Below are 20,211 nucleotides of genomic sequence, written 5' to 3' on the forward strand. Positions count from 1 at the left end.
CTCAGCGCTTTCTCGCGAACCTCGGGTGGGTAACGCTTGGACATGATGACCATCTTCCTCAAGGAAGGAAGCGGTCTTCAACCCGTGACGGTTCAGTCATCGACGTCGGGAACTCCGATGTGGTCCTGAAGTTGGGGCCAAGTAGCGAGACGCAAGTATCGCGGCGTGTGGGCGCCGCCTGCTGCCCGGCCGTCAACCGTCAGTCGCGACCAGTACGTATCGCTCACGAGCAGTTGCGGGGTCAAGCCAATCGCGGCGCTACAAGGTGACTTCGTCTTAGAAGGTCCCGGGTACTGCTCGGCGAGAAACCTCCCGCAGACGGGATCTGGGCACTGCTCGAACCATTGAAGTGCAGCGAGGTCACCTCCGCCGCCGCCGAACCAGTTCGATCACAGTCCCGGTTCCAGCGAAGTCGCCGTCCCGACTGCGAGCGATGGTGGCAGTATTGGTGGAATGACTGGCGGGGGCGGGCCGACCACACAGCACACTCGGAGTAGCCAGCAGCGGGCTGGACAGGCCGCGACGGCGCACAGCGCGACATCCCCATCACGGTCGCGGTTCTTCGCCGACCTGGACGCACTCTATGACGCCGCCCGACGGCCTCATCCGGCAATTCTGGCGAGCCGGACCGGCATCAACGCCACGACTTTGAAAGGATGGATGGGCGCGACGAAATCAGGTAAGCGGGTAGTGCCGCGGGACAGTGAACCGTTCAAGCGCTTCGTCACGTACCTTGTGACGGCTGGAACCGGCCACCAGCCGGACTCACGAGGACTGCGGAAGTGGGAAGCTGCCCGACGCGCGGCCTCAGGCTCGCCAGTCACTCCGCCAGAGCAATCGCCGGACGAAGCCGCCTCCGAGCCTGAGAAAATCACTGATGGGGGGCGACGGGGATGGATCGGGGTTATAGAGAAGTTCGACGAATGCGGCGATCCGCCGCGGACAACTGACCTGGCGCCGTCGGAAGTCGGTGCCACCCAATTGCATACCGGTTTCGATAGTGAGCGCCCGCCTGACATCTATGTTGCACGAACCGCAAACCAAGTCGACCAGCGGGTGGACGTAGCGCTGGAGCAGCATTGTGTCGTTGTCGTTGCTGGACCTTCCAAGGCGGGCAAGACGCGGACTCTGTTCGAATCCGCACGACGAACGCTGCCCCAGGCCCGGGTAGTCATTCCGCGACGCGACGCATTGAGCGAAGTCGCCACACTACCGGAATTTGTCTCGTGTCAGGATGAAATCATCGTTTGGCTTGATGATCTGCACGAGTTCCTGGTCGGTGAGTTCGCTCTGACTCCGACGCTACTGGCCCGTCTGACTGCGCGTACGGCGCGAACGATGGTAGCTGCGACCATTCGGCACGAGGCGTTGAACCGGCTACTCGCCGACACCGGAGAACTTACCCGCGACCAACGCCAGATACTGGCCGGTGCCGAGATGATCAATATACGGCCCACCAGTGAGGACGATGCTGAGCAAACAGCTGCGGCCAAGCTCTACCCGTCGCTGGACCTCTCTCGATTCGGGGTGGCCGAAGTACTCGCAGGCGCACCAGAACTGCTGTTGCGCTACGAGATCGCTAGCTCTGCCGACCCCATCGCGCGTGCGGTGGTCCAGACTGTCATCGACTGGGCTCGGGTCGGCCGACCCGAGCCCATACCGGAAGCCGAACTGCTGGATCTTGTTCGATCCATGGTCGAACAACAATGGCCACACATCGACTACACGACCGGCTCCGGAGTCGACGCGGTACGGAAGGTCTCTACGCCTCGCGAGGGCACGGGCCGGATAGCCGCCGTATCGACGCATCGGCTCGCCGACGGTGAACGCGGGTATCGGCCGTTCGACTATCTGGTAGCCGCCGACGACGGCCAGGGCCGTCCAATACGGCAAATCCCGCATGACCTCTGGGACGCGATGACAAGGACAGCGGCGCCCGAGATCGTTGCCAGTGTCGGCCTTCAGGCCCATCTGCGCGGACAGCCGAACATCGCAGAGAGACTTTGGCACCGTGGCGTAGCGCAGGGAAGCATCCTTGCGCTCTACAACCTCGCGGTTACCCGGCACGCGGAAGACGACACACTCGAAGCCGAGAAGTTGTTCCGCAGATCGGCCGAGCGTGGCTTCACTCCCGCGATGGCTAATATCGGCGTGATCTGCGCTGATCGCGGGGATTGGGCGGAGGCCGAGATCTGGTATCGGCTCGGCGCCCAGGGCGGCGACCACGCAGCGATTCACAACCTGGCGCTCATTCTCCGCCAGACCATCCGCAAGGAGGAAGCCCTTCTGTGGTTTGCACGCGCGGCTGAGTCCGGCGAGCCAGGATCGATGTTCAACTATGGTTGTGCTTTACTAGATTCGGACGGAAGCCACACTGCCGCGATCCCGTGGCTGGTGCGGGCTGCCAACGCAGGCCATGACGGCGCCGCGTTCAATCTCGCTCGTACTGCGCACGAGCTCAATGACCTCACGGTCGCAGCGAAGTGGTACAGGTATGCGTTCGCGCGGACAGCAGAAAGTGATGCGGACATCGCGCGGCGTGCCGCACGAGGACTCGGAGCGATCTGTGCCGACCGCGGAGAGCTCGATGACGCAGAACGGTGGTATCGGCACGCCGCAGAACGCGGGGACACAGAGGGAATGTCTGGACTGGGGAAGGTCCTCACTGACCGCGGGGCGGTGGCCGAGGGTGTGGAGTGGCTAGAACGTGGTGCCAAAGGAGGTGGGTTCGCAGCGATCAGATATGGCGACTATCTCGAAGCGAGCGGTGACAACGCTGCGGCCGACGCGCTTCTTGCCCCATCGGCGGATGCTGGGCATCCGGATTTCATGCGTGCCTACGGTGGGCTTCTCGTGGACCGCGGTGATCTCGACGGTGGACTTGTCTACCTTCGCCGGGGAGCCGATCTCATGCATCAGCCATCCATATCGGCGCTGGTGAAGGCATTGACAATTGCGGGTGACCTCGACGGCGCAGAGCATTGGCTACAGCAGGCAGACACCACCGAGGATCCCGAAAGCTTGTTCCGACTGGCCAACCTGGCTGTTCGCACCGACCAGCTCGACAAGGCGGAGAAGTGGTACCGAGGTGCTGCCAATCTCGATCACCAAGGTGCGATTCACAACCTCGCAGTGTTGTTGCACAACGCCGGCAGGCATTCGGATTCGCAGCAATGGCAACAACGGCTCCGCCGCCCCTGGCCCGGCTCCACCAGCACTGGGCAGTTGTAACTGCCTGCTCCGACGAACACCGAACCGGCACGACTCGGCACGAGTCGTGAGATGAAATCGCTCGTTCAAACAGGCAATGACCTGGCAGTATCCGCATAGAACGCGATTTCTGCCGTTGGCGCAGATGTGGCGAATCTGGTCATGTAGCAATCAATCTCAGCTACTCACCAGATCGGACACCCATGACAATCAAGCTGTTGGTCATCGCTGTTGCTGTCCTGTTGGGCATTGTGGTCGGCATAGTCGCGGCGCTGCTGGCCAAGGTTCAAGGAGCGCATATCGCCCGCGCGATCCGGGACGGCGGGGTCGGCTTCGTCGGGACCGTCACCTTGACGATGATCCTGCTGGATCATCTCCGCATGTCGTAGCACTGAAGATTGGGCTCTATGTCACGCCGGTCCAACCAGACAGTCTCCAGCAACGGGTGCTACCGATGCCCGCTGGAGGCTGCCCGACCACTCGACGTCGATAGGCTGGACCTCATTCTTGTGGGGGAGGTGGCGTGTGCTCAGGAGCAGGTGCTGATGGTGTACCCGGATGGACCGGCTCGGTCCACTTTCGGCCGTCGAACCACCGCATTGCAGCTTGCGGATCGAGATACCAGCCTGGCGGAGCCTGCGCGACACATGTGTTCACCACGAACCGAGGTGGTCATTTGTCGCCGAGACGCACCAGTACTCGGATCACCAACACGATGAGCGCGCCGATTCCGAGGACGATCACCAGGCCGCACGCCTCGACGCGGGTGTAGTTGTTCGCCACCATATAGGTGACCCCTATGCGCCTGCTACGACCACCGCGATCCACTGCGGGATCAACGGTCCGGGGCGCGACGGCACCGATTCCCGCTGCACCATTGCCGTGGTGATGTCGGGCCGAGGTTGTTGGGCTTGTCGGGTCATGGCCTAGAGACTGCCTTCCAGATCGGCACCCTGCCCGCACTACCTGCAGCTGCAAGGTGGGTGCCGTCCGGGCTGAAACTGACCGACCACACCGGCATCTCGGCACCACGAAGCTCGGCCACCAATCGGCGTGTGCTGACGTTCCACAGGCGAACGATTCGGTCGTAGCTGCCGGTCGCGAGCAGCAAGCCGTCAGGGCGGAAGGCCACCGACGACACGTTGTCCGGATGTATGAGTGGTGCACCGACAACCGCACGGGTCGTGAGGTCCCAGAACTGCACGTGGGTGTCGCCTTCCACGGCAGCGAGAAGTGAACTATCAGGGCTGAATGCCATGTGTCTCCACCAGTTGATGTGCGCGCTGAGGACACCGCCCGGCGCGCCGGTGTGGGCGTTCAACAGATGCACCTGCCGCTCGCCACCCACCGCCATCAGCTTGCCGTCCGGGCTGAACGCCATCCCGAACTGTGGTCCGTCGTTCAAGATGGTGGTCTGCTCGGCTCGGCGCGTGGCGACGTTCCAGAGTCTCACGTCGGTGTTGTCGCAGGTTGCCAGGAAGGAGCCGTCACGACTGAAGGCCACGGAATTCACCGACCCGTTGTGTCCGGTCAGTGGTTCACCGACAGGTTCTCGGGTACTCACGCTTCTCAGCTGGACGCTGCCGCTGCTGTCGTTGCCGATCGCGAATAGTGCGCCGTCAGGGGTGAACGCGATCGACAGCGCCTCCTGGTAGTCGAGAGGCACCGGATCACCGATCCTTTCATGCGTCCGGGCGTCCCAGAAACTCGCCTGGTCGTAAACTTCCCGCGCAGCCACGGTCAGCAGAACGTGCCCGTCAGGGCTGTAGGCAAGGTTGTTGGCGAACGTCTCGAGGGTCATGTCCAGCTCGTAGCCGAACGGCACCGCATCCAGTGGTGAATCGGCAGGCGCATCGGCGGTGTCCGGCCAGCCCGCTACGGCGCCACCGACCGCGACGACTGCGACAGCCACGGCTCCACCGAGCGCCTGCCGACGCGTCAGCGGCACCGACGGATGTAACGGATGTATCGGCCGGGGCTTCGATGGCGGCTGTCCAGCCTCAGCAGCCTCATCCCTGGCGCGCTTACGCGCCCTCTGGGCACGGGTGAGCCGTTTGGGGGGGTTGGACTTGGAAGTACGCGATCGCGTCGGCACCGGTTCCGAAGTACCGACCCGCGCAGGTGCGCCAGCCGGCGAAGGCGCCGAGAGCACGCGACGTGGGGCGAGGGCAAGGTCGCCGACTGAGTTGGTGTTCCGGTTCTGAGGCATCGGAAGCTTCTTTTCCAGAAGGGCTTTCACCAACTCCTGATGCATCTTTGAGATGGTCAACAGGTCGGATCCATCGACAGGTCCGCGGCGCAAAAGTTCCAGCAGCTCGCCGGTGTAGGCGGTGTACCGGGCACCCTCCGGGGCTTTGGAAGTCTCGTTGGCCGGCGATGAGGTCAGGGTGCACGTGCCGGCGACATCGATCTGTCCGGCGACTGCTGCGGATACCGAGCTCATCAAGCCGATCGCCTGCCCTGAGAAGCAGCAGTCCAGGATCAGGATCCTGTTTTTCGCAGGGGCCATCGCGAGCACTTCTCGAAGCTCTGCGAAGGGCAGTCCAGTCATCGACACCAGGTCGTTGCGGGTGTTCGGCAGCGACAGATATAAGGCCCCATCCAAACCGATCAGACCATGACCGGAGTAGTAGACCAGCAGCATGTCGTCGGCTTGCGCTGCTGCGACCGCCAACGCGTCGCCGATGACTCCGCGATCGACCTCATCCGGCAGCACCCGGACATGCTCGCGCGCCAGTCGAGTCACGTCCGGGCTGGTCAGCTGCTCGGCAAGATCGGTGAGGTTGTTGCGGACCGCCGGGAGGTCGGTGAGTTCCGGGTCACGAAAGGTACTGGACCCCAGCAGAACTACTCGTGATGCCGCTGGATCGGGAAGCCGCACTTCAGCTGTCCAGCGCCTTGCGGAGCAGCTCGGTCACCTCTTTCGCCGGTAGATCGCCGGTGATCTTGATCGACTTTCCTTTCCCCCGATTGATCTCGATACCGATACGTGGTCTGCGATGAGTGATCCACAATCCGATCGATCTGGCCAGCACTGTGCCAGCTCCGCCGGTTCCGACAGCGACGATCAGGACGTCGGACCACGTACCCATCTCGCCCGGCCGTATCGGCTGCTGCTCGACAGATACCCGCCCGCGGAACTCGTCCTCGCGTCCCAACCACGACATCAAGTTGCGCAGTTCACTTCCGGACTGATCTCCGACCAACCGAATCCGAGCAGTCATTACCTGTTCCCGTTCATTCCTGCTGAATCCCCCTGCGTAGGACACCAACCTACCGGCAGTATCATCACACGTCCTCGCCAACCGCATTTGAAAACGACCACAGTATGTTATCGACGCGTTCGAGCGACGGCTCGCTGACCGACGTCCGGCCCCACACTCTCCCGGCAGAGTGTACGGACGAGCCCGACAGCGCAACCGCATCCGCCGACGACACCGACAACGTATTGCGTGGTGGTCGTGCAGCACGTCCTACAGCTCGGTCACTGGTGCCTGGCGCCGCAAAGCCATCACGCCGATCGAGCACATCCTGTCCTTCGGCCCAGCCAACGTAGGCGTCTGGTCACCCGCGCCAGATGCTGAGGGCAATGGAGGTGACCGAAGCAATCGGCCCTCGGAGCGTAAGAATCTGAGCGCACCGATCGCAGGGTTCCCGCTTGAGCTCCCCGGTGCTGCAACAGCATCAACACACACCACACATGTCGGAGGCGAGGGATACCGTTGAGGCGGCTTAGATTCAACCTGTCAACGCAACACACTCCGCCGGCGTGTGGTAGCCGAGGCATTTTCGGGGCCGGTTGTTGAGCCGGTCGGCGATCTCGTCCAGATCCGCCTGGGAGAACGTGGCCAGGTTCGTGCCCTTGGGCAGGTACTGGCGTAGCAGTTTGTTCGTGTTCTCGTTCGTACCGCGCTGCCACGGACTCCGCGGCGCGGCAAAGAACACATCTACTCCTGTTGCGGTAGTGAATGTTCGATGGGCAGCCAGTTCCATTCCTCGGTCCCAGGTCAGGGTGCGTCGCAGAGACTTGGGCATGACGGCGTAGCGGTCGATGAGACCTGCGACGACGGTCTCGGTGCGCCGGTCGGCCAGTTGCACCAGGGTGAGGTAGCGGCTCCGTCGGTCGACGAGTGTGGCCACCTGGCTGGTCGTGCCACCCACGACCAGGTCGCCCTCCATATGCCCATGAACGCTGCGGTCCTCGGCGTCGGCTGGGCGGTCGGTGATAGGACGCGCATCGATGATCTGCGACCGCTATTGCCCTTTCACACTGTGCCGCTTGTTCTTTCGGATCGGCCATCCCGTCCGGAGCTTCTTGTTCATCTCCTTCGGGATGAGCTTCCAGCGGGTGGTATAGATGGTCCGGTAGATCGTCTCGTGACTGACAGACTTGTGCGGATCGTCTCCATACTCGAGACCAAGACGCTCGGCGATCTGCTGGGGTGACCGCTCCTGCTCCAGCCAGTCCACCACCCGGTCACGAAGTGCCGGGTTGCGTCCCAGCAGAGGCTGTTTCGGGCGGTGGCGCTGCTCGTCGGCGTATTCCTGAGCCCCGAAGGCCCGATAACCGTCCCGGCCGCCGTTGCGCTGGACTTCCCTGCTGACTGCCGATGGCGAGCGCCTCAGACCAGCGGCGAGGGCCCGGAAAGACAGGCCGGCGCTGACTCCACGTGAGATCGTCTCGCGTTCTTCGACCTTCAGGTGATCTGCTCGGGCTCTCGGAGCCACGGGCGCGATCCCGCCGTGATGCTTGAGCACTGTGAATACCGATCCCGCCTGCTTAGCCAGGGCCCGCGAGATCACACTGATCGACTCACCGCCCCGCCAACGGCGCCACAAGTTGGCCTTCACCGCATCCGACATCCCCGGCCGTCCAACCCTTGCCACGAACCCTCACTCCACCAGCACCGTTGCGTTGACCCCTTGAATCTAAGGACCAGCTTTCAGGATCGCGTTGGCGCGCTTGAGTTCTGCGTTCTCGCGCCGCAACCCCTTCAACTCCGCCGACTCGTCGCTGGTCGTCCCGGGGCGCGCCGGCATCGACCTGGTTCTGGCGGACCCACTTGCGGACGGTTTCGGCGGTTCCGACACCGAGCAGGTCGGCGACCGCGCCGATCGCGGCCCATCCGACTCGTGCTGGTCGCGGACCTCGGCAACCATGCGGACGGCCCGCTCACGCAGTTCCGGCGGGTACTTCTTCGAACTCACGAACTTCATCCTTCCTCAGAAGATGAAGTCTCCCGACCCGCCGGGGCGATTCAGCCGCCGCAAGAACACGCTTTGTAGCGAGATCACCCCACTGTGCGTGTACTAGGCATGAACGAACCTTGACTGCATCCAGATCAAGCTTGGTCGTGACAAGCTCAGTCCACGGTCGATTCCACGCTAGCCACCGGTAGTGCCGGTCTGACGAATCGACTTTCAGTCCCACCTCGCTGTTCATGCCACGCATAGCAGCCGATGGCGGTCCGGACTTGGAGCCTGAAGGTTGCGGGTTGGCTGCGACCTCGACAAGCGCCGGACGACGATCTCGCGGGTGTGCGACAATTCGAACAGCTCGGGAACACTATCGGTTGACTCACCGGAACGCGACAGCCGGATGGGGTTGTATGGGCGACGACTTGTGGTATGTGGACTCCCCCGGGATCGGCACGGGACGCAGGCAAGAGCCGTGCCGAGACTCGTTGCGACCCGAGGAGCCAACCGCATCATCCGATGCCGTTGCATTGACGCTGTCGGGTGGCGGTTTCCGCGCCACCCTGCCTGCTGTGGGGGTCGTTCGGCTGCTCGCCGACACCGGGATGCTCGCGAACGTGCGGTACGCCTCTTCGGTATCGGGCGGCTCGGTTGCCAACGCCCTGGTGGCCTCGGCTTGGCCCGCACTACGTGATCGTGGGTTCACCGCCCAGGCCGTGGACGAGCTGGTGATCGCGCCCTTGGTCGGACGTGTCTCACGCCGGTCACTGAAGTTCTCCCTCGTCCGGGGCGCGTGGCGCACTGTTGGACCGCTCACCCGGACCGAGTTGCTCGCCCGCCGACTGGACGAGTGGTTCTTCAGCGGCCGACTGCTCAGCGAACTCGACCCGGAAGTCCGGTGGATCGTCAATGCGGCCAACCAGGTGTCGGGCGTCCGATTCACGTTCGAACGCGACGTGGTCGGCGACTACACGATCGGGCTGATTCCGACCGGGCCGACCGGCATGCCGTTGAGTCTGGCCGTCGCCGCCTCCGCGGCCGTGCCGGGCGCGTTCGCGCCGGTCGTTCTAGACAGACTGACATTTCCCTGTGCGAACCACGCGCCTGCGCTCTTGGACGGCGGCACCTACGACAACACCGGCATCGAGGCGCTGAGCGGTGAGCACTACCGCCACGCGTTCCTCGTGTGCCTCAACGCTGGCGGGCTGCTGACCGCGGGCAGCTACGGGAAGATTCCACTTGTGCGGGACCTGGCCCGCGCGAACTCGCTGTTGTACCGGCAGAGCATCACATTGCGGACCCGGTGGATCGTCGAGCGGTTCGAGCGCGGACGCGCCACCGCATCCGGACCGGTGCCCGAAGGCGCGCGCCACGGCGTGCTGTTCGCGCTGGCCACCAACTTTCCCGAGCCGCCAACCGAAACCCTCACCCGATGGCGTGACGCATTTCCCGAGCACCGGACCTACCGCGGCAGGGACCTGTCGGAGTTTCCCACCGTGTTCGACAAGCTCGACGCTGCACTGTGCCGGGCGCTGGTCTATCGCGGGTGGTGGCTGGCTGGCGCGGCATTGGCGACCCATTACCCCGAGCGGCTGCCGGACCTGGCGGCGCTCAACCCGCCGGAGCTGTGATGGCCACGGCGATCGCGATCGAGGTCCTGCCCGCGAGGTTAGGCGACTGCCTGCTCGTCGAGTGCTACCCCAAGACTGGGGCCAGAGGGCGGGTCTGGCGCATGCTCGTCGACGGCGGGCCGCCCGACACATGGCCGACGCTGCGTGCTCGGCTCGCCGCGCTGTCACCCGAGGACCGGTACCTCGACCTGCTCGTAATCACACATATCGACGCCGACCACATCGGTGGCGTGATAGGACTACTCGCCGATGGGGGCGAAGATCTGACGGTCGGCGAGGTGTGGTTCAACGGTCCGCCTCATCTTCCCGACCCGGTGACTCACCGCACCCGTAGCGTCGCTCAAGGCGAGCAGGTCGCCGACATTCTCGCGCCGTCATCGGCCACCATCCCGTGGAATGCGGCGTTCGACGGGGCAGCGGTGGCGACGTCCGGCGCCGAGGACATCGTCGAGCGCCGCATGCCGGGCGGGCCGCGGATCACTGTCCTATCACCGACGACGCACCGACTGGCCCACCTGGCACATGTCTGGACCAAGTCGCTGGACAAGGCTCGGCGCGGTGAGCCGGAATTGCCCGACGACGTTTCAGAACCGCTCGCTGCCATCGGCAACCTTCACGATCTTGCAGCCAGCAAGACCACGCCCGATCGGAGCGCGCCCAACGGCAGCAGCATCGCGCTACTGATCGAGCACGGCGGAGCCAGCTGCCTGCTCACTGCCGACGCGTTCGCGAACGTCCTGGGTGCGGGCCTGTACGGGCTTGCCCACGCGCGCAACGTGGCGCACATCGCGGTCGACCTGGTCAAGCTGCCGCACCACACCAGCCGCGCAAACATCACACGCGAGCTGGTCGCCATCGCGCCAGCGGCGCACTACGTCACCTCGACCAACGGCGACCGGTTCGGCCACCCGGACGACATCGCGCTGGCACGCGCCGCAGTCGGCGCGCCAGCAGGGGCGACGTTCTGGTTCAACTACGACAACGAACGCACCAAGCGGTGGGCAGAGCCGCTGCGCAGGCACGGCCACACGACGCGATATCCCCGTTCGCCTGCCGGTGGCCTGCGGATAGACCTACCTGAGAAGACGACATGACCGGACCCGACCTGCAATACCTCACGACACTCTGCTCCGACTTGCTGCTCGGCAATCCTCGTCTCGCCCGCCAGGCCGCGGACAACCCACTCGACGCGTGCCTGGCCGACCTCATCGCGGGCGAGCCCAAGCGCGCGCTCAGGTATGTCGACACCCTGCCGCCATCACGGCTCACCCGTGCGTTGCAGACCTGGGCATGGCAGCTCGATCGCAACAACTACCCTGGCGGGCTAGCAGGCGAGAACGCTGGCGAACCACCCGGCTTCAGCCTGCTGGACGAGTCGGCCAGCGACGAGACGCTTCTCGTGGAGCTAGTCGCTAACGACGGCCCGCCTAGCCTCAACGCGCAACGGACGATCGTGGCCAGCTGTGTGCGTTCCGGTAACACCTCACTGGCCCAACGTATCTGTGACAGCGTCGCCGACCAGCTCGCCCGCACCACGGGGCAGGCAGCTCGCCTAGGCGACCCAGTCCTGGCGTACTGGGCGTGGTTGGTACGTGCCGACCTCGCGTGCCGCCTGGGACGCCCTTCCGACTGCGACGCCCTCCTGCGGGCTATGCGTGCGGACGAGCCCGGTACAGCTGTGATGGCCGCTACATACCTCGTAGTGGGTGATCGGGCGCTGACACCCTCGGAAAGTCCGGAGAGCCTCGGACTCTCCCTTGTCGGTGACAGCGCGGCCACCGTGGGCGACGCCGCCCGAGCAGCGTCCTGTTACGCCGAAGCCAGCCGATTGGCAGCCTCGCTCGACGCGCCACGACTCGCCGGCGCGCTGTCGCTCCGGAACGCAACGGTAGCGTGGTTCGCCGGAGATGGCGCCGGTCGGCGGGATCTCCTCGACCAAGCGATGGCGAGCTACCGCGACGCCGGGGACATGAACGGTGTGATGCTGGTCAAGGTCCACCTGCTGATCGCCGACCTGCACGACGGGCTCCTGGCCGAGCACGGTCTCGCCCTCGGCTCAGGTCGCCTGCCACCGCAGTACGGACCAGTCGCCGAAGTTCATACGTGGGCAGAGCGGGACGGAAGCACCAGCTGGGCGACAGGGCTTGGACGGCTGCTCGAGCGGATCGGCGAGACGTGGTTGCCGACTCACCCAACCCGCGCGCGGGTGGCGCTGCTTGCGGCAGTGCCGCTGCTCCGCCTCAACCCCGATCTACCGAGCGCGACAGTCGACACGGCGATTGCGAATCTGGACAACCGATGCGGGCTCGCGGCGCGGTCGTTGACGCGTCTGCTCCGGGCGATGACCGAGCTGCCCGCCCCGACTGGGGTGGATCCGATCGGAATGGCACAGCGCGTCGAGATGATCTACGCATTCATCGGCGCACACGGCGCACGGCGGCGGTCAGCTGCGGCTGAGCATTCCGCCCGCGCACTGGAGCGGCTGCGCAGGGACCTGGCCAACCTCGTCACCGGGTCGGCTGTTGCCGGGGACGCGGGCATCCCGGGCCTCGGTCTACAGGCCGGTATCGAGGCTCTGCGCGTGGCGGTCGCGCCGACTAATGCCGACCCGCTCGATGACGATTTCGCAGCTCAGATGCAAGCGATGTTCGAGATCCTGGTCGGCGAGATCCACGACCAGATCGATCTCTTGGACGTGTACGCCCCGCTCGCGCGCGGGGAGCATGCGCAACGCCGCGGCGAGACGGCGATCGCGGCTGCTTGGTACGACTCCGCCCTCGAAGCAGCGCGCCGGCCGCGGGCACTCCCACACCTGGCGCCGATGGTGCTCGCGTCCGCGGGCCGCTACGAGCAGGCAACGGCAGAACTGGCCGGACTCGACGGGCGGATCAAGGACGCCGTGCTCGCACCGCTTGCCCTACGCTGCCACGACATTTCCCGCGCCGCCGCCGCGGTGTCACGGCTGGATCCCGAGCAAATGGATTGGCACCACCTAAACACTGCCGCCCAAACTGCGCTCGCCCGGGGCGACCCGCAATCGGCCTACGAACACGCCACCAAAGGTCTGCGCATGTTCGCGCAGTCACTCACCGACCTCTTCCGCGACCCCGACCGGATCGCTGCGTGCGACGACCCGGATGTGCCCAGCCTGCACTTGACCGCAGCACTTGCGGCGCGGCATCTCGGCCGGGTCGTCGAGTCGTTCGCCCTAGCCGAGCGCGCACGTGCGTTCGCCCTCGGTCTCGTCGTGGCGGCCGAAGACACGACGCAGTGGTGGGCGTGGCAGCAGGCTGCGGCGCAGTGGGTCGACGCGTCCGACCTGGCGCTGATCGCGGCCGACGCCAGCAATCCCGGGCTGGGCAGCTACTTCGCTGCCGAGGATGCCGCCGAGGCAGCGCTGCTGCAGGCCGAGCACGATCTCGAGCAGGTCCAGCCGGGCGCGTTGTCACGGCAGCTCACGCCGATGCCGCCAACGGTCGGAGATCTCCAGCGACAACTCGCCAAGGGCGCCGTCGTGCTCGAATACCTGACCAGCGGGGACGACCTGCTGGTCTGGGCGGTCGGTCCTACGACGGTGCGCGCCGAACATCGCCCGACCACGGCGCGGGGCCTAGCCGCGACGGTGCGGGCCTACCACCGGCAATGCGCCGACGCCGTAGGCGACGGCGAGTCATTGGCACGGCTGCTGCTTGAACCGGTGGCGGCCGACCTCCGTGCAGCGAGTCGAGTCGTAGTCGTGCCATTCGGGCCGCTCAACCAGGTGCCGTTCCACGCGCTGCCGTTCGATGGACGCCCTTTCGGGCTCGACCGAGTGGTGTCCTACGCGCCTAGCGCTGCACACCTGCTGTCCCGGGGTATGGACCGGCCGGTTGAGATACGTGAAACGCTCGTCGTCGGCGATCCCGCGCACCACAGGCCCGGATTGGCCCGGCTCGACGGCGCGCGTGTCGAGGCTTGCACGGTCGCGAGCCTGCTCAGCGACCCCGATCCACTCGTCGCGGAGACCGCCACCGAGGCGAAGGTGCGGGAACGGCTGCGTGGACGCGATGTGGTGCACCTCGCGACGCACGCGCTGCTCAACGAGCTGGCACCTTACTCCTCGGCGCTCGTCCTGGCCGGTGGCGACGAGGTGACGGTTGCCGAGCTGGTCGGACAGCACATCGGCAGTGCGCTCGTCGTACTCTCCGGGTGTGACACCGGACGGGGTGCTGCGACGCTGGGCGGCGACGTCGTCGGGCTCACCCGCTCGCTGCTGCGCGCCGGCGTCGAACAGGCGGTCGTCTCGCTGTGGCCCGTCGACGACGAGGTCGCACCGGTCACGATGCACGCTTTCTATACCGCGCTTACCCACGGAAGCCCAGCCGCCCACGCGCTCGCCGCCGCGCAGCGCTACGTTTACGGGTTATCGGCCGCCGAACTTCACGAGGCCTACGTCAGGTTGAGCGGAACCGACCCTGTACCGGGCAAGCGCGGCGGACTCGATATACCCCCCGAGTTCGTCGACGACGAGCGCCTACCCGAGCCGCTCGCGGGCAGCGCAGACCGGTACTGGGCGCCATTCGTCCTTGTCGGTTAATCACGTCATGGCTGATCGAATCCGAACAACGTGGGATGACCGACGGTCACTGACCCACGTCGTCGGAGCAGCCTGCGCGGTGGTGATCATCGCGGTCACGACGGGATGGTCGGCCTCCGGCGCCCGGGTGGCCGCGGCGTGGGTGGCGCGCACCCCGGCCATGACCTTACGCACGTCCAGGTGCATAGTCGGTTGACCCGTGGTTTCGCAGTGGATAGCGGTACGGTCACCCTACGAGACCTGAACGGCTGCACCGAATTCCTTCCGGCGCTCCCTGTCGACTGCCTCCGAGCCATGCTTCGAGCGGTGCACGTTCGGCGCTGCAGAAATCTCGGCTCTGTCGGCGATCACACTCGTGCGCTCGAAAGCTTCGAGGTACTCAGTCCAGGTCCCGACATCGGACGTGAGCGATCGCAGCAACAAGCGCCGTGGACCACGGTACATGTCGAGCATGTCGGACCTGGGCGTTGCGCCGACACGATCGCGCCCGAAAACCATTGGTACCGAACCGATCAGACACATCCTCAGACCTGGTCGCGTCTGGTGAGCGCGCCCTTCTGCCGCCTATCGGGGAATTCGCCTGACGAGGTGGCGGTGGCGCCGGGATCGCGTGCGCGCGCCTCAGCTGGGCTGGGCGACGGGTCGGCCCATCGTTCCCGTGGCGAACATTTCCTTGAAGAGATCGACGAGCTGGGTAGTCCATTGTTCGGAGGCGCGGATCGGAAGGGCGCCGAGTCGTGGAACCGAATGGCGGAAAAACTCAAACCCTTCCCGAAAGTCGGTATCGGCAGGCAAAGGGACCGGTCTCTCGAGTTCTTTTCCTGTATCACGGCATCGGTACCTGATGTGCGCTGTCGTCCCCGACAGGCGAAGCGCCACGAGCTCGAATTGGTGGTGCACCGCACCTTTTATCCGTAGTGCTGCCAACAGTGCCCGCGCGGCAGGCATCACAGTGTCGGGTCCGGTGCCGGTAAGTTCCACCGGCCACAGCAGGCTGGGAGATCGTTCAGTGGGAGCGACCATCTCAGTCGGAGCGGGACCGTCGTTACTCGCGGCGAGTGGACGGACTGTGACTGCGCCAGATCCGAACGAGACGCCGGCGAAATAGAAGTCCTCTGGCGCGGGAACCGGATCGCCATCCTGGTCCACCAGCACGAGGTACCGGTGAAGACGCTCCCACCGACCTGCCGAGTTCCGTAGAAAGTACCCGCGTTCCAACCAGGCCGAACCCAGAATTGCTGCCGCCCACGCCCCGGTCTCGTTCTGCGGCAGTACTACATCGATGTCCCGGCTTACCGCGTACTCGACCGGATGGCCTGAAATCAACACCTGCACACCGAGCACCGGGGCACCACCGGGAAACGAACCGAGATCGGTCATTTCCCAGTAGTTCATCGTCGCGACGATATGAACGCCGGGCACCGAGATGGCCGGGCCTTCGATCGGCTGATCGAACGGCAGTAGGTCCGCCTCGTCGTTGGCGCCGTCGGCTCTGCGCGCGAGCGACCTGCTCGCGGAGCGCACCTGAGAGATCTGCGCGGCGTAGCGTCGTGCGATCTCGGTCTCAGCGTCACCCTCGGACCCGGCCATACTGCTACCTCCTCGATGCTGGAAATTCCTCGACTTACCCGAGGCCGTTTTTCAGTGCTTTGTTGACCCAGTCTTCACATTTGAGTCGCACAGGGTCGCCGTAGTCGCAGTATACGGTGAGCAAGCCGACCGGGTTTCCGGCAGGCATGTCGTAGTATTCTGCGGCGTTCTTCTCCGATGACGCTCCGACAACCTTTTGCTCTTTGGTCACGCGACACTGACGGCCACCTTGCTGGCACACCTTCTCCCGGCCGTAGGCGATGAAATTCCATCCCTCGGAGGTCTTGAACGTACTCGAACTTCGGAGCACGAACTGTTGGGCGTTCAACGACGGGATATTATGCCTGTTGCGAGCCTTGTCATAGCCGAACCCGAAACCTCGATCTGATTCCGCCGCGGGATTGCCCTCTGCATCGTTGGGGACGCAGTAGAATCCGCGTCGAATCGGCACTGTTCCGGCCCGGTCGGTCGCGACGTTCCTCATAATTTCGGAACTGTCCTGGTTGGGAAATGGTGGATTTCGTTTCGAACAGTCGGTGGTCTGCGCCTGTGCTACCGCCGAGTCGACGGCAAGGAAGCTGACGGCAATCATTGCTGCAGACAGAACAATACGAATAGGCTTCATCGGAATTCCTTGCGTTATGGCGAGAAAGCGGACGGCCTCTCATCTGGCGGGTTCATAGGCGCCGACGTAGGCGATGTTGTCGGCGGTGTATCCGATTGCCCCGTGTTGGAACAGTTGAGCGATGACCAGGCCATCGGACAGACCGGTTGTTCTGGGGTTCTCCACCGGATAGCCGAGGACTCCGCCCTCGAACCCTTCACCCTCCCAGAGACTGATCATGTTGGGCGGAACGCGCCACGCGCCGACAATCGGCAAGGAGTAGATGGCGGAGCCGTTTTCGAAATATACATAGTGGCCGACACCGTCAGGAGCCACGAGTTCGTCCGATGTCGGATAACCCAGCTCACCGTCCTCACGGCCGACCTCTGCCCACCGATCTCGAATCGCACCGAACAACACCCGCGACCCGGTGGTGCCGGACCAGGCGATCGTCCCGTTTTCGAAATTGTTGTGTCGACCGCTGTACTTGTTGACCCCCAGCTCGTCGCTGGTCGGATACCCCAGCGGGCCTTGCTCGGCGCTCGCGGCGTTCCACCTGTCCCGAATCGCTCCGCCTATTGCATAGGCCTCGTTCAGCCGCCAATAGATCGCGGCGCGATCGAACTCCTGACGTCGTCCGCCCCCGTCGGGATTGACGATCTCATCGGTGGTCGGATACCCGAGTACGCCGCCTTCCCATCCCTGACGCTGCCACGCTGCGAAGAAGTGGTTCACCACCGGGTGCGCACCCGCCCACGGTGCACAGTAGATCGGCCCGTTCTGGAACGTCGTCCGCTTACCGAGTCCATCGGGATTGGACAGTTCATTGCTGGTGGGCCACAGCAGGAAACTGTTCGGACCGCCGAGCTGGTTGTACTTGTCACGGATGGCACCACACACCTCATAGGGCGCCGGCCAATACACCTGGCACCCCGCGGCTGCCAGGCTGCGCGCACGCGGACCGCTAGCCAGTGCCGCTTCCATCGTCTCGGCCTTGTCCGCATCTTCCTTGGTGAACCCGCTACCCCGTGAAGGCCGGTGTCCTGCCCCGGAAGCGGTGGAGCGGTTCCCCGAGTTCTTCCAGGACCGCGAGGACCCGAGGTTCCTGGCCTTCCTGTTCCTGGTGCTGGAGGCCTGACTTCTACGCTGCTGCGGGTCAGTTCTGGGCAATCGTCGCGCCGCGCACGGCTTCTGCGATCGTCGCTTCGCCGTGCAGCCCGGCTCCATCTGACGGTGTGGCTCGAAACTTGCGTAGGGAATCAGGCCGGTCTGGCCCCAAGCTATCGACTCCTGAAGCGCTGGCCCAGCCCGCCGAACTCCGCACAGTCGGACAAGCTCGCTCATCGGCATGAGCGTGCGTTCGGTCGACACCGAGTTGAGCATCGCCAGCTAGTTCAGAGAAACCTTTATCCGCTGTTGCATGCCCCACGTCGACCGCGAATGCCAGGCTCCACGACAAGCCTGACCTCGTGCAACGCCGCTAACGGGCACACGAGGAAGGGCGGCTCGGTGAGATCGCAGGCCGCGCTCGGCACCGTTACCGCTGCGCTGAGCTCACACACCCAAGTCGCGTTCGCCGCCATGACTACAGGGATATCCAACATAGTCGCGATCGTGGAGGTCACCACCACCGACGAACTCACGACTACCTCGCCGACCGCCTCGGCGCACCCCCTGGTGTGCACTGCGTCCATACGGAGATCGCTCCCGATGGATCAAGCGAGCCGGTCCGCGCCTGTTTCCGCATTTCTGAGACCGCGGTCAGGTGCGAAGCACACTCCGCGCCTTGGTGTTCCCGCAGATCCACTCGATCGTGGTGGATCTGATGGTCGTGCGTGGATGCAGCGCATCGCGGCGATCGAGCTCACCGTCCAGCAGGGGGTTCGACCTGGTCGAGGCCCTTGTCCAGACGCAATCCTCTCCAGCTGGGATGCCGTAGCCGTCCATCACCGGTCCACTCCGCGAACGCGACTTCCCCGACTAGCCACGGCTGCACCCAGAACACCCCCGCCGTGCAGGCCCGATACCGGGGATCGGCGGATCCGGTCGCTGTAACGGGGCCAGGCGCTCGCGCAGATCGGCGAGCATCGCCGCGGTGAACCCTGTGCCGACACTGCCCGCGTACTCAAGGGTGCCACGATCGTCGGGGACCGCCACCAGCAGTGATCCAATCTGTCCGGCGCGGCGCCCGGATCCAGTTTTCCAGCCGATCAGCACGACTTCCTGGTGGGCGACATTCTTGACTTTCGTCCACGCTGGGCTGCGGTGCCCGGGCACATACCAGCTCTCGCGCCGTTTACAGATGATCCCTTCGAGCCCGAGGTCTTTCGAGGTGACTAGTGCGTCGGCGGCGGGGCCGGGTAGCAGGTGCGGGATCTGCCAGTTCGGTCCGGCCAGCCCGATATGTTCGAGCAGGTGGCGGCGCTGATTGTAGGGCAGATCGATCAGGGAACGGTCCCCGATGTGGAGCAGGTCGAAGATCATGTATGTCGCCGGATCCGCGTCGGCGAGGGCGCGGATCGTGGCCGGGTTGCGTTGGTGCATCCGTGGCGCCAGCGACTGGAACGAGGATCGTCCGTCTTGCTGGATGACGATCTCGCCGTCGACGACGAATCCAGGCTCAGCTGGGGCGAGTCCGGCAAGTTCGGGCCAGGCGACGGTGATGTCGTTGCCGTTGCGCGACTCGAGCCGCAGAGTCTCGTCGACGTAGGCGATCGCGCGCAGGCCGTCGTACTTCACTTCGAAGGCCCACCGGTCGTCATCGACCGGTAGTTCACCTACGGCCGCCAGCATCGGCGCATACCGCGGCAACCCGCTCACCCGCACCTCGCCATCACCACGCTCCCTTTCCGTGAACCCCAGCGGCAAACATTCAGCGTACCGCTGTTCGGGAGGGTTCGCCTCAGTCTCAGCTGGCGGTGCGCGTTCATGACCAGCAGCGTTCGCGCACTCCGAGCCACATCGATGATCAGCAACCGACAGGAGAATCCATAACCATGACCGCCGCCACCACCGAGGCCGATGCACCCACAACGCCGGAGCCGGTCGAGTCGATCACGACCAGTGACCTCACCAATCGCGTCCACCTCGGCACCGCCGGACCCGTCGCCGCGCTCGGTGAGGACCCGGTGATCGAGCGCTGGCGCGAGCAGTTCCCGAGCTGGCGCGGCAAGCACTGGACCTACCGCGCCGACGACGCCGACACGCTGCGGTTGCACCCGCTCAATATCACCCGCACCCGCCGCACCCACTGATCTTTGCCCTGCCCGCATTGGCGTCGGCGCACTCACTCGGGCTCGATGCAGTGAGCGCGTCGTCGCCGTTCCGTTGAAGAGGAGTTACTTTGCCCACCACCACGATCGAGCCCGTCGACACCTCTGTGGACCAGCCCGCCATCGACGCAC

General features: G+C 64.8%; 16 protein-coding genes and 2 pseudogenes. 7 read left to right on the forward strand and 11 right to left on the reverse strand.

Going from position 1 to position 20,211, the window contains the following annotated elements; genetic code table 11:
• Positions 1-660 precede the first annotated feature (660 nt).
• Both ACWF82_RS01920 and ACWF82_RS01925 read left to right on the forward strand, forming a co-directional pair.
• The gene (locus ACWF82_RS01920) at positions 661-3,231 is read left to right on the forward strand and encodes an SEL1-like repeat protein (RefSeq protein ID WP_452497005.1); all 2,571 of its coding nucleotides are present in this window, start codon (positions 661-663) and stop codon (positions 3,229-3,231) included.
• A 182-nt stretch (positions 3,232-3,413) separates the two neighbouring features.
• Entirely contained in the window at positions 3,414-3,599 is a 186-nt protein-coding gene (locus ACWF82_RS01925; protein ID WP_452497007.1) for a hypothetical protein, read from the forward strand.
• 112 nt (positions 3,600-3,711) lie between these two features.
• On the opposite strand, the gene ACWF82_RS01930 is transcribed toward ACWF82_RS01925, so the two are convergent.
• From ACWF82_RS01930 to ACWF82_RS01955, 6 genes and pseudogenes are all read right to left on the reverse strand, one after another.
• Positions 3,712-3,870 (reverse strand): DUF2510 domain-containing protein, encoded by a 159-nt coding sequence (locus ACWF82_RS01930; protein ID WP_452497009.1) that lies wholly within the window; start codon positions 3,868-3,870, stop codon positions 3,712-3,714.
• Between the two features lie 137 nt (positions 3,871-4,007).
• Positions 4,008-4,133 (reverse strand): hypothetical protein, encoded by a 126-nt coding sequence (locus ACWF82_RS01935; RefSeq protein ID WP_452497011.1) that lies wholly within the window; start codon positions 4,131-4,133, stop codon positions 4,008-4,010.
• Positions 4,130-6,091 (reverse strand): caspase, EACC1-associated type, encoded by a 1,962-nt coding sequence (locus tag ACWF82_RS01940; RefSeq protein ID WP_452497013.1) that lies wholly within the window; start codon positions 6,089-6,091, stop codon positions 4,130-4,132. Before ACWF82_RS01940 ends, ACWF82_RS01935 begins: the two co-directional genes overlap by 4 nt.
• Position 6,092: 1 nt before the next feature.
• Complete coding sequence (locus tag ACWF82_RS01945) at positions 6,093-6,479, reverse strand: effector-associated constant component EACC1 (RefSeq protein WP_452497015.1); 387 nt, start codon at positions 6,477-6,479, stop codon at positions 6,093-6,095.
• 469 nt (positions 6,480-6,948) lie between these two features.
• Positions 6,949-8,097: pseudogene (locus ACWF82_RS01950) on the reverse strand (IS30 family transposase).
• 51 nt (positions 8,098-8,148) lie between these two features.
• A pseudogene (locus ACWF82_RS01955) lies at positions 8,149-8,427 on the reverse strand (transposase); the annotation flags it as partial.
• A gap of 392 nt (positions 8,428-8,819) precedes the next feature.
• Here ACWF82_RS01955 and ACWF82_RS01960 point away from each other — a divergent pair.
• Genes ACWF82_RS01960 through ACWF82_RS01970 form a run of 3 tightly spaced genes read left to right on the forward strand, consistent with a single transcriptional unit; the run spans position 8,820 to position 14,613 of the window.
• A complete protein-coding gene (locus ACWF82_RS01960) occupies positions 8,820-10,037 on the forward strand; it encodes a patatin-like phospholipase family protein (RefSeq protein ID WP_452497017.1) in 1,218 nt (405 codons plus the stop codon).
• Complete coding sequence (locus ACWF82_RS01965) at positions 10,037-11,131, forward strand: ComEC/Rec2 family competence protein (protein ID WP_452497019.1); 1,095 nt, start codon at positions 10,037-10,039, stop codon at positions 11,129-11,131. Before ACWF82_RS01960 ends, ACWF82_RS01965 begins: the two co-directional genes overlap by 1 nt.
• On the forward strand, positions 11,128-14,613 hold the full coding sequence (locus ACWF82_RS01970) for a CHAT domain-containing protein (protein ID WP_452497020.1): 3,486 nt from the start codon (positions 11,128-11,130) through the stop codon (positions 14,611-14,613). The genes ACWF82_RS01965 and ACWF82_RS01970 overlap by 4 nt, the downstream gene beginning before the upstream one ends.
• 621 nt (positions 14,614-15,234) lie before the next feature.
• Here ACWF82_RS01970 and ACWF82_RS01975 read toward each other — a convergent pair.
• The 3 genes from ACWF82_RS01975 to ACWF82_RS01985 are packed head-to-tail and all read right to left on the reverse strand — an operon-like array spanning position 15,235 to position 17,791.
• Entirely contained in the window at positions 15,235-16,203 is a 969-nt protein-coding gene (locus tag ACWF82_RS01975; RefSeq protein ID WP_452497022.1) for a hypothetical protein, read from the reverse strand.
• A gap of 34 nt (positions 16,204-16,237) precedes the next feature.
• On the reverse strand, positions 16,238-16,828 hold the full coding sequence (locus ACWF82_RS01980; protein ID WP_452497024.1) for a hypothetical protein: 591 nt from the start codon (positions 16,826-16,828) through the stop codon (positions 16,238-16,240).
• Positions 16,829-16,867: 39 nt separating this feature from the next.
• A complete protein-coding gene (locus ACWF82_RS01985) occupies positions 16,868-17,791 on the reverse strand; it encodes a hypothetical protein (protein ID WP_452497026.1) in 924 nt (307 codons plus the stop codon).
• Between the two features lie 10 nt (positions 17,792-17,801).
• Between ACWF82_RS01985 and ACWF82_RS01990 the strand changes: the two genes are divergently transcribed.
• Complete coding sequence (locus ACWF82_RS01990; protein WP_452497028.1) at positions 17,802-17,945, forward strand: hypothetical protein; 144 nt, start codon at positions 17,802-17,804, stop codon at positions 17,943-17,945.
• 726 nt (positions 17,946-18,671) lie between these two features.
• On the opposite strand, the gene ACWF82_RS01995 is transcribed toward ACWF82_RS01990, so the two are convergent.
• Together ACWF82_RS01995 and ACWF82_RS02000 are read right to left on the reverse strand one after the other, a co-directional pair.
• Positions 18,672-18,812, reverse strand: coding sequence for an ATP dependent DNA ligase (locus ACWF82_RS01995; RefSeq protein ID WP_452497029.1), 141 nt, complete (start codon positions 18,810-18,812; stop codon positions 18,672-18,674).
• A complete protein-coding gene (locus ACWF82_RS02000; RefSeq protein ID WP_452497031.1) occupies positions 18,788-19,627 on the reverse strand; it encodes an ATP-dependent DNA ligase in 840 nt (279 codons plus the stop codon). Before ACWF82_RS02000 ends, ACWF82_RS01995 begins: the two co-directional genes overlap by 25 nt.
• A gap of 176 nt (positions 19,628-19,803) precedes the next feature.
• Here ACWF82_RS02000 and ACWF82_RS02005 point away from each other — a divergent pair, with 176 nt between their 5' ends.
• Positions 19,804-20,061, forward strand: a complete 258-nt coding sequence (locus ACWF82_RS02005; protein WP_452497032.1) for a hypothetical protein — start codon at positions 19,804-19,806, stop codon at positions 20,059-20,061.
• Positions 20,062-20,211: the final 150 nt, after the last annotated feature.

This window comes from Nocardia sp. NPDC055053 (assembly GCF_053608285.1).

Coding starts and splice junctions, on each gene's coding strand:
- ACWF82_RS01960 (WP_452497017.1), top strand. CDS start 8,820: ATGGGCGACGACTTGTGGTATGTGGACTCCCCCGGGATCGGCACGGGA.
- ACWF82_RS01920 (WP_452497005.1), top strand. CDS start 661: ATGGGCGCGACGAAATCAGGTAAGCGGGTAGTGCCGCGGGACAGTGAA.
- ACWF82_RS01970 (WP_452497020.1), top strand. CDS start 11,128: ATGACCGGACCCGACCTGCAATACCTCACGACACTCTGCTCCGACTTG.
- ACWF82_RS01975 (WP_452497022.1), bottom strand. CDS start 16,203: ATGGCCGGGTCCGAGGGTGACGCTGAGACCGAGATCGCACGACGCTAC.
- ACWF82_RS01965 (WP_452497019.1), top strand. CDS start 10,037: ATGGCCACGGCGATCGCGATCGAGGTCCTGCCCGCGAGGTTAGGCGAC.
- ACWF82_RS01925 (WP_452497007.1), top strand. CDS start 3,414: ATGACAATCAAGCTGTTGGTCATCGCTGTTGCTGTCCTGTTGGGCATT.
- ACWF82_RS01980 (WP_452497024.1), bottom strand. CDS start 16,828: ATGAAGCCTATTCGTATTGTTCTGTCTGCAGCAATGATTGCCGTCAGC.
- ACWF82_RS02005 (WP_452497032.1), top strand. CDS start 19,804: ATGACCGCCGCCACCACCGAGGCCGATGCACCCACAACGCCGGAGCCG.
- ACWF82_RS01935 (WP_452497011.1), bottom strand. CDS start 4,133: ATGACCCGACAAGCCCAACAACCTCGGCCCGACATCACCACGGCAATG.
- ACWF82_RS01985 (WP_452497026.1), bottom strand. CDS start 17,791: ATGGAAGCGGCACTGGCTAGCGGTCCGCGTGCGCGCAGCCTGGCAGCC.